The sequence below is a fragment of the Bradyrhizobium manausense genome (assembly GCF_001440035.1).
Classification (GTDB): domain Bacteria; phylum Pseudomonadota; class Alphaproteobacteria; order Rhizobiales; family Xanthobacteraceae; genus Bradyrhizobium; species Bradyrhizobium manausense.
Window position 1 is genome coordinate 91,869 of record NZ_LJYG01000047.1, and the last position, 10,127, is coordinate 101,995.

The 10,127-nt window shown below is 62.9% G+C and carries 2 protein-coding genes; both read left to right on the plus strand.

The genetic code is table 11. The features are described 5' to 3' along the window. The first annotated feature begins 270 nt into the window (after positions 1-270). On the plus strand, positions 271-7,908 hold the full coding sequence (locus AOQ71_RS11635; RefSeq protein WP_063958225.1) for a VCBS domain-containing protein: 7,638 nt from the start codon (positions 271-273) through the stop codon (positions 7,906-7,908). A 117-nt stretch (positions 7,909-8,025) separates the two neighbouring features. Continuing rightward, on the plus strand, positions 8,026-10,127 hold a 2,102-nt coding region (locus tag AOQ71_RS11640; protein WP_245316845.1), incomplete at its 3' end, for a CHASE2 domain-containing protein.

Here is a 10,127-nt window from a genome sequence, read left to right on the forward strand (position 1 = left end):
AGAAAAGATGACATAAGTATCCGGTGGATGGTTAATACCATCGAATACTTAATCTAGTGGAAGATGGACTTGGGCGTTCGACGATTTACTCGAAATCTCTGCGAGTATTACTTCATTTTATCTTTGGATGTCGCCGCAGGCATAGGCCTCCGCCGCCAAGTGACACGAAACCACACAAGCAATAGATGGTTTCGCTAAGGACTTGGTAATGCTATGCAAGCTTAAGCGGACGATACTTACTTAGATTTTAACCCTTTTCATGGTGCCCGGTTGAATTACGCTGGCAAATTTGACGCCGGGCTCACCTTGGATGGCCAGGGTTCCCGTTCGTCCGCCGATGGCCATGTTGAATCCTTTACCGCCACGGCGCATGGCCATGTGCCTGACGGCGCGGTGGTCATTGCCGACCCCAATCTGATCTTCCATGGCGAGTTCAAACGCACCGGCAGTGATCTCGTGCTCTCGCACGACGGTCACGACTTCGTCGTTCACGACTACTTCAGGGGCGACAAGCGCGCGGCGATCGCCTCGCCCGACGGCGCCCATCTCACCGGCGACATCGTCAGCGCGCTCACCGGCTACGTTCAGGTCGCGCAGGCTGCGCCCGGCGCCGCCGCGGCGCAGGTCATCGGTCACGTCACCAAGCTGACCGGCAGTGCGACCGTGGTCCGCAACGGCGTCTCGGTCATCCTCAACAATGGCGATAACGTCGAGAAGGGCGACGTGGTCTCGACCGGCTCGGACTCGACGCTCGGCATCACCTTCATCGACGGCACCGTGTTCGGCCTGTCCGCCAACGCGCGGATGGTGCTGAACGAGATGGTCTACGACCCCAACGGGTCGAACAATTCCTCGCTGCTCAGCCTGGTCGCGGGCACCATCACCTTCGTCGCCGGCGAGACCGCCAAGCACGGCGACATGAAGGTCGACACGCCGGTCGCCACCATGGGCATTCGCGGCACGGCGGTGCTGACCGAGATCGCTTTCGTCGTACCCTCGGGTGGTGGCGACCCGCAGCCGCAGGCGAACTTCCAGGTGCTGGTCGAGCCGAACGGCACCACCGGCTCCTACATCCTGTTCGACAAGCAGACGCTGCTGCCGATCGCGACGGTCAACCAGGCCGGCCAGATGATCCAGATCAGCGGCGGCAACGTCTCGGTCAGCAATGCGCTGCTGTCGCCGGACGTGCAGAAGCTGATCAACGACGTGTTCACGCTGAAGTTCACCGACAACAACACCAACACCAAGCTCACCAACAACTCCACCGACAGCATCACCCAGACCGGCGACATCGTCCTGATCAAGACGCCGGACGGCTCCACCGCACAGGCGATCTTCACCAACACCGTCGCCGGCGGTGCCGGCAGTCCGGCGCCGGGTGGGTCCGACAAGGGGGGTGTCGATCGTATTCCAGGCGCGCCGTTCGCGAGCGTCCTCGATACCAACGGCAATGTGGTGACTGCGTTCGTCTTGACCGAGCACGCCAAGGCGACCGGCGACCACGGCGACGCCACCGGCGATGCCGTACCTCCCGATGTCATCATCTTCAGGGTCAACTTCGTCGACCAAAACCTGGGCGACCGGCCGACGGTGTCGGTGGACCTCGATGCATCAAAATACACCTATACGGATTCCGGCCATCACGACGTCACTCCCTCACTCACTGCTCTCCAGAAGCAGGATATTGCGGCGACGCAGGTCAAGATCAATGTTGTCGCCGATGGCGGCAACAACAACAACGGGACCGCGGTTGCAACCTACACGATCCCCGACCACGCGTTCGACTTCCTCGCCGACGGCGAAACGCTGACGCTGACTTACGTTGTCCACGTCAACAACAATTTCGCGGTCAACCCTGAAACCAAGGACATCCCGATCACCATCACGATCACCGGCACCAACGACAGGCCGGTGATCACGACCAGCGTGCCGACCATCACCTTCTCCGGCGGCACCAGCGTGCCGGGCGGGCCGCTCACCACCAACGTTCCGACCGCTGGCACCCTCACCTTCAAGGATGTCGACCTCACGGACACCCACACCGTGTCCGTGGCGCTGACCAGCGCGAGCCTGCCGGACGGCACCACTGTGCCTCCCGGCCCGCTCGCCGCGTTCCAGAAGGCCATGTCGGTTGCGATCGGGAACGGCTTGGATTCAACCGGCACCGGCACCGGGACCATCAACTGGTCGCTGGCCGATCTGCCCGTCTATCTCGCCGACTTCATTCCGAAGGGCGAAGTGCTGACGCTGGTCTACACCGTCACGGTCGCCGACGAGCACGATGCGACCTCGCAACAGACCATCACCGTCACGCTCACGGGCACCGACGCCCCGGCGGTGGTTTGGATCGGGACGAACCAGCCCTCGGGTGGTTTCTGGAAGGACGCTGCGAACTGGGAAACCGGCACGGTTCCGACCAGCAACGATGACGTCATCATCATCACCGATCAGCTGCATGGGCTGACGCCGTCCTATCCAGTCACGATCGACGCTGCCGCGTACGGCAAGTCGCTGACGATGGATGATTACGACACAACGGTGCACCACACGGCGCCGGAGGTCATCAATCACAGCACGTTGACGCTCGGGGGCAAGCTGACGCTCAATGCCGATGCGAAGTTCACCAATGCGGCTGACGGCACCGTTCTTGTCGGCGGCGCGATCGATGTCGAGACGATCACCAGGACGAACGGCGACGTCGTCGCCAGTACCGCCAAGATTACCAACGCGGGCCAGCTCACGCTCGCGGCAGGCGGCAAGATCGACACGCTGACCACCATCACCAATTCCGGCACAATCGAATTGTCGGGCGGCACCCTGACGCTGGACACCGGCATCGCCAATGCCGGCGGTACCGTGCAGGTCGATTCCGTCGCGACGCTGGTCGCCGACGCCGTGACGATCGACGGCGGCACCCTCGCCATTCTCGGCACGCTGGAGCTCGACGGCACCAGCCTGATCGAGAACGGCACGCTGAACAATTCCGGCGCGGTCCACGTCAAGGGGGCGGTCGAGTTTGCGAACGAGACCGTCGGCAATTTGTCCCTCGGCACGATCGAAGTCTTTGCGGATGCTGTGCTGACGATCGACAAAGGCTCGATCGTCAACAACGCCGGCAAGGTCAGCGTCGACGCCCATGCGCAGATGTTCCTGAACGACGCCACGATCAGCGGCGGCGTCGTATCGATCGAGGCGGGCTCGACGCTCGATCTTTCTACCGCGACGATCGACGGCGGCACGCTGACGCTTGCCGGTACGCTGGAATCGACCGGTGCGAGCGCCATCAGCAATGCCGACATCACCAACACCGGCACGATATCAGTCACCAGCGGCACGCTGACGATCGACCCCGTCGTCATCCATACGCTCACCAACAGCAAGCTGCTCCAGGCCAACGGCGGCGAGCTCGACGTCATCGGCGAGGCCATTGTCAACACTGCTGATATCAAGGCGATCAATAGCGGCATTCTGAAGCTGTCGAGCCTCAACGTGACCAACAATAGTGGCGCGGTCACCGTTGACGGCACCTCGAAGCTCTATCTGACGGTAGCTTCGATCAACGGCGGCAGCCTCAACAATTCCGGCCATCTCTACGGCGTCTCCGGCTTCAACACGATTTCGGCCGGCATCACCAACACCGGCACGATCGAGGTGCAGGCGGGGACACTGAACCTCTCCGGCGGCCTCGCGGGCGCCGGCTCGCTGGTCATCGACGATGGCGCAACGCTGGAGCTCGCCAGCGCGACGGCGCAGACCGTGACCTTCGCCGGCGGCGCCGATACGCTTCAGCTCGACAAGGTCGTCGGCCAGAGCTTTACCGGCACCATCACCGGCCAGTCCTCGACCGGCGGCACGTTCACGGTCACCGGCGCGGCCGACATCACGACCTCGAGCGGTGACGCGCTGGATTTCACTGCATCCGGCGGCACATCCCTCAAGCCCGCGAATATTGTCCTGACGCCCGCCGGAACGCTGACCGGTCACGACAGCGGCATCGTCGTCACGCAGGACGGCGCAGGCAGCATCTCGCTCACGACGGTCGGTGACATCACGGGCCAAACCGGAAGCGGCATCCTGCTGCACGACGGCGTAAGCGGGGCGGGCGACATCACGGCCACGATCGGCGGCGGCGTGTCCGGCGCGGTCGGCCTCGATGTCGTCTCCCACGGCGACGGCGCCGTCAACATCACCAACAATGGTCACATCACCGGCACGACTTCGTTCGGCATTCACGTCGACCAGGACGATTCCGACGCGGCCGGCTCGACCTCCATCACCAACGCCGGCACGGTGGTCGGTGCCGATGGCGTCGCTGCGATCTCCATCCAGGAGAACACGACCGGCTCCGCAACGATCGACAATTCCGGCACGATCGGGCCCGATGCAGCCGGCAGCGTGGCCTCGACAACCTACGCCATCGCCGAGGCCGGCGGTCCCGTGACCATCAACAACACCGGCGATATCAACGGCAACATCTCGGTCGCCAGCGCCACGTTCGACAACAAGGCGGCTGGCACCTGGACGGTTTCAGGTACGAGCGTGTTCGGTACGCTGTCCAAGATCGACAATGCCGGCGAAATCGATCTCCATGACGGCGCCTCGGTCTCGAGTGCAGACGGGGCGAGCTTCGGCATCACCAACTCCGGCAAGATCGAGAGCTGGGGGACCGCCTCGATCACCGGCAGCATCACCAACACCAACACGATCGAGATCCATACCGACGGCACCCTGTCGCTGTTCGGTTCGCTGTCCGGCTCCGGCTCGGTCACGCTCGATGCCAATGCGACGCTCGATGTCGACGCCGCGGTGTCGCAGACGATCACCTTCAACGGCGGCGGCGCCGAGCTCCAGATCGACACGTCCAGCTTCGGCGGGTCGGTTGCAGGCTTTGCGTCGACCGACAAGCTCGACCTGTCGACCATCGAGTTCGACGGCGGTACCTCCGCAACCTACGATTCCGCGACCGGCGATCTCGTCGTCAGCGATGCCTACGGCCACAGCATCACGGTGAAGCTCACCGGAGGGGACTACAGCAACGCGCATTTTGCCGGTAGCAGCGACGGCCATGGCGGCACGCTGATCACGCTCAACGCCGCCGACGACGCGCCGGCGTTCAATGCCGCCGAGACGTCGCCGAGCGTCAGCTTCGCCGAGCTTGACAACAAAACCGGCGACGCCACCATGGATCCGGCGTCGGGCGGCACCGGCACCATCGATTTCACCGACATCGATCTGACCGAGCGGCCGACGGCGAAGATCACCCATCAAGACGTGACCTGGCTTGCCGCCGATCACACCACGGCTCTGACCCTGACGCCGGACGAGATCTCCGCGCTCGAACACGCGCTGACGCTGCAGCAGACCGGCAACAAGAACAACGGCACCGTCGGCTGGAGCTACTCGATCGCCGACAGCGCGCTGGATTTCCTCGGGCAGGGCCAGACCGCGACGGTGGTCTCCACCATCACGCTCGACGACGGCCACAAGTCCGACACGGCCCAGGTCACCGTCACGATATCGGGCGCGAACGACGCGCCGACCCTCGCCGATCTCGACATCGGCACGCTCGCCGATACGGGCGTCTCCGACAGCTTCGCCGATCTCACCGGAAAGCTGGCCGGCACCGATGCCGACACCGGCGAGACGGCGACGCTGAGCTACGCCTTGCTCGATGCCGAGCACAACGCGACGACGACGGTGGCGGGACAGTACGGTTCGCTGACGGTCGATTCCAGCGGCAACTACGACTACGTGCCCGACTCTGCGGCAATCAACGCGTTGCAGGCAGGCGCCTATGTCGACACGTTCACGGTCCAAACCACGGACGCGCATGGCGCGCACGGCACCGCGACGCTGACGGTGAACGTTAACGGCGCCAACGATGCCCCGACGCTCGACGGCACGACGCTGGATTCCGTCGCCGCCGACAACACCAATCCGACCGGCAGCGCCGTCAGCGACCTCTTCGCGGGCAAGTTCCACGACGTCGATACCGGCGCGAGCTTCAAGGCGATCGCGGTCAGCGCCGACAACGCCACGTCGAACCAGGGCAGCTGGCAATACGAGATCGCCGGCACCGACCAGTGGGTCGATATTTCCGGCGTCAGCAATACCAATGCGCTGGTGCTCAGCACTGATACGCTGATCCGCTTCGTTCCGAATGGAAGTTTCAGCGGCACGCCCGGCACGCTCGATGTCCACGCGATCGACAACACCTATACTGGCGCGGTCAGTGCCAGCTCCCCGGTCTCGATCGACATCTCCGGCGCCGGCCACGGCGGCACGACGCCGGTGTCGGACCAGGCTGCCTCGATAGGCACGGAAGTGACGGCGCCGGCGGAGGTTGAAATGGCCGTCGCTCCGGTCTTGTCGCTTGGGCCGAATACGAGCATCTATCCCACGGATGGCTCGGCGCTTGTGACCCAGCTGTCGCTGCATGCCGGTGACATCGTCAGTGTTGATTGGAATTTCACTACTGATGACTATCTGCCGTACAACGACTTTGCCTTCGCCAGCGTAAATGGCGCCGCGTTCCTGTTATCGGACATCGAGGCGACCGGAAGCTATGGCTCGACCGGCTGGCACACATTTACCTATAAGATTCAGACCGACGGCACCTACGCCTTTGGCGCGGGTGTGATGAACGAGAAGGACTATGCAGTTACGTCCTTCCTGGCCGTCGACAATATCCGGGTGAACGGCGAGGTCGTGCAGAGCTTCGAGAATGGCTTCGGCGACACCCAAGTCACCGGTCAGGTCGCCATCGTCTCGACGGCGCACAGCGATGTCGGCGGCTCCCAAATTGTCCCGACTGACGGAAACTTTGAAGCGTTTTTGAGCTCATATCCCACGTACAAGGCTTCGATCGAGGACTTCCTGGGGCTTGGTTCCGGCGAGTTGTCCAATATTGCCAAGTCGGAAGGGCCTGAGCACACCCCGATCAACGTTCCGATCACGGTCACCATCCCGACCGGCGCGCACCCCGACGACACCTACGTGACGATCGCAGGTGCGCCCGTCGGTTCGGAATTCAACTACGGAACCTACGACGCCAGCAACAACACTTGGCACATCGAGGCCACCGATCTCGGTGGCAACCTCACGCTGACGACGCCGGTCGGCTATGCCGGCAGCTTTAACATCACGGTGACCGCAACGAGCGTCGTCGACAGCAGCCATACCTCCGCGACGACCTTGCCTCAGACTCACGCCGTCACGATCGATCCGCTCGCTGGTCCCGAAATCGATACGACCCATTTCACTGTGTCGGAAAATCCGGACGGCACGACCTCCGTGCTTGGTTTGGCAATCACCGACGAAGATCCCGCGGCACCGTCAGAAGCATTTGCGCTCAGCGCCACGACTCAAGCAGAGGGATCAAGCGTTTCTCCGGGGACGGGGGCCGGCAATCTGAACGACATCAATGCCCTCTTGGCGAGCGGTGTCACCTACGCTCCGGGAGCGGACAAGCCGGCGACGGACATGGTCACGTTCAAGGTCACCGACAATTTCGGCGCCAGCGACACCGTCAATTTCGTTTTCAACGACGGCGGCCCGGGACCGGTCTCGCTGGTCGGCACCAGCGGCAAGGACGTGTTGTTCGCGAGCGGGCAAAGCGACACGTTGGACGGCAAAGGCGGGCAGGACCAGTTTGTGTTCGCGCCAAAATCCTTTTCGGATACGGTCCAGCACACGGTCTACGAATTCGACACCACGCTCGACAAGATCGACGTACGCCAGTTCGACAACATCAACTCGTTCAGCGATATCACCCTCACCCAGCAGAATGCCGATACGCTGGTCCGGCTGGACGATCACGAGACGATCCTGTTGAAGAATGTCGTTGTCAACAACCTGCATGCCAGCGACTTCATCGTCACCAATCACTCCGTCGGTGGCTCCGTGTAACGAGGCCGGTCGCGGCCAAAAAGACCGTATCGTCCGCCGATGGGGCATGGCAATTTGCAGGCCTTCGCTGCATGATCGGTCCAACGGAGGCGGCGCGCGGCAGGAACTTCGACCAACATGAAACGTCTCAGGATCCTGCGCCGGTGGTTTGCGCGAAAGTTCGGCTTGGCGCGGCTGCTGTGCCTTGCGCTGCTGGTCGTGTTCGCAGCTCTGCGCGTCTGGGATCCGCCGCCGGTGCAGGAGCTGCGGCTGCGCGTCTTCGACATATTCCAGCATGTCGACCCTCGCCACAAGACGGTGCGGCCGGTCACCATCGTTGATATCGACGACAAGAGCCTCGCCAGGTTCGGTCAATGGCCGTGGTCGCGCACGCGGATCGCGGACATGATCACCAACCTCACCGATCTCGGCGCGGTGGCAATCGGTTTCGACGTGGTGTTTTCCGAACCCGACCGGCTCAATCCGGATCTCGTCGCCAACCAGATGCGTTATCTTGATGATGCCACCCGCGCCAGGCTGCGCGAGCTGCCGAGCAACGATCAGGTCCTTTCCGATGCGATCAAGCGCTCGCGCGTGGTGCTGGGCGAGACCGGGCAGCAGGAGATCACGTCCGATATCGACAAGACGCTGCCCTTTACTGGCGTTGCCACGGTTGGCGAAGCGAACGCCGAGCGCTTCATGTTCGAATTCCCCGGGCTGCTCCGCAACGTGCCCGTGATCGAGAAAGTCGCGGCAGGTCGCGGCCTGTTCAGTATTCCGACCGAGCGCGATGGTCTGATCCGCCGCGTGCCGATGATCATGCGCGCCCAGGGCAACATCATGCCCTCGCTCAACCTCGAGATCTTGCGCGTCGTCACGGGAACGCCGACGCTGCTGGTTCGCACCGACAAGACCGGCATCCGCGCCATTCGCCTCAAGGGCGTCGAGATCCCGACCGACAAGAACGGTCAGTTGTGGGTGCACTATGCGCGTCAGGATCCATCGATTTATGTCTCGGCTGCCGACGTCCTCGATAATTCGGTGCCGCCAGGCAAGATAAACGGCAAGCTGGTGCTGATCGGCACGTCCGCCGTCGGGCTGAACGATCTCAAAACCACGCCGGTGTCGGCGAACATGCCGGGCGTCGAGATCCACGCCCAGGTCCTCGAAAGCGTACTGACCGGCGCGGTCATCTCGCAGCCGAACTACGCGCTCGGCGTCGAGTTGATAACCGCACTGATCATCGGCATCCTCGTCATCATCTTCACCCCGAATCTCGGCCCCGTTCGGCTGGCGCTGGCCGGCGCGTTGTTTGCCGCGGTCCTGTTCGGTACGTCCTGGTTCTTCTACTGGAAATACCGCTACCTGATCGACTTCACCTATCCGCTGCTGTCGACCACGGCGATCTACCTCACGTTCATCTTCGCGAGTTTCGTGCGCGAGCAGCGCCAGCGCGTGCAGATCCGCGGCATCTTCGCCCAATACATGTCGCCGGTGCTGGTCGAGCAGCTGGCGCAATCGCCGGAGAAAGTCGTGCTCGGCGGCGAGGAGCGCGAGCTGACGATCATGTTCTCCGATGTGCGCGGCTTCACCACCATCTCGGAGAGCTACAAGCACGATCCGCAAGGCCTGATCGCGCTGATGAACCGCTTCCTGACGCCGCTCACGGACGTGATCATCGAGCAGAAGGGTTACGTCGACAAATATATGGGCGACGCCATCATGGCGTTCTGGAACGCGCCGCTCGACGATGCCGAGCACCAGGTCCATGCCTGCGAGGCCGCGATCCGGATGCTCGAGAAGATCGACGTGGTCAACAGGGAGCGCGAGCAGGAAGCGGCCGACGGCGGCCACGTCTACATCCCGCTCAATGTCGGCATCGGCCTCAACACCGGCATCGGCGTGGTCGGCAACATGGGCTCCGATCTGAAGAAGAACTATTCGGTGCTCGGCGACAGCGTGAACCTCGCCTCGCGCCTGGAAGGCCAGACCAAGGAATACGGCTTCCCGATCATCGTCGGCTCGCGGACGGCGCTCGCCGCCAAGGACCGGTTCGCGATCCTCGAGCTCGACTTCATCATGGTCAAGGGCAAGACCGAGCCGGAGGTGATCTATGCCATCGCCGGCCGCGAGGACGTGATGCAGTCGGCCGCGTTCCAGCGTCTGCGCAACATCACCATCGAGATGCTCGGCTGCTACCGGAATCGCGACTGGCAGGGCGCGCTCGACGCCATCGAGCG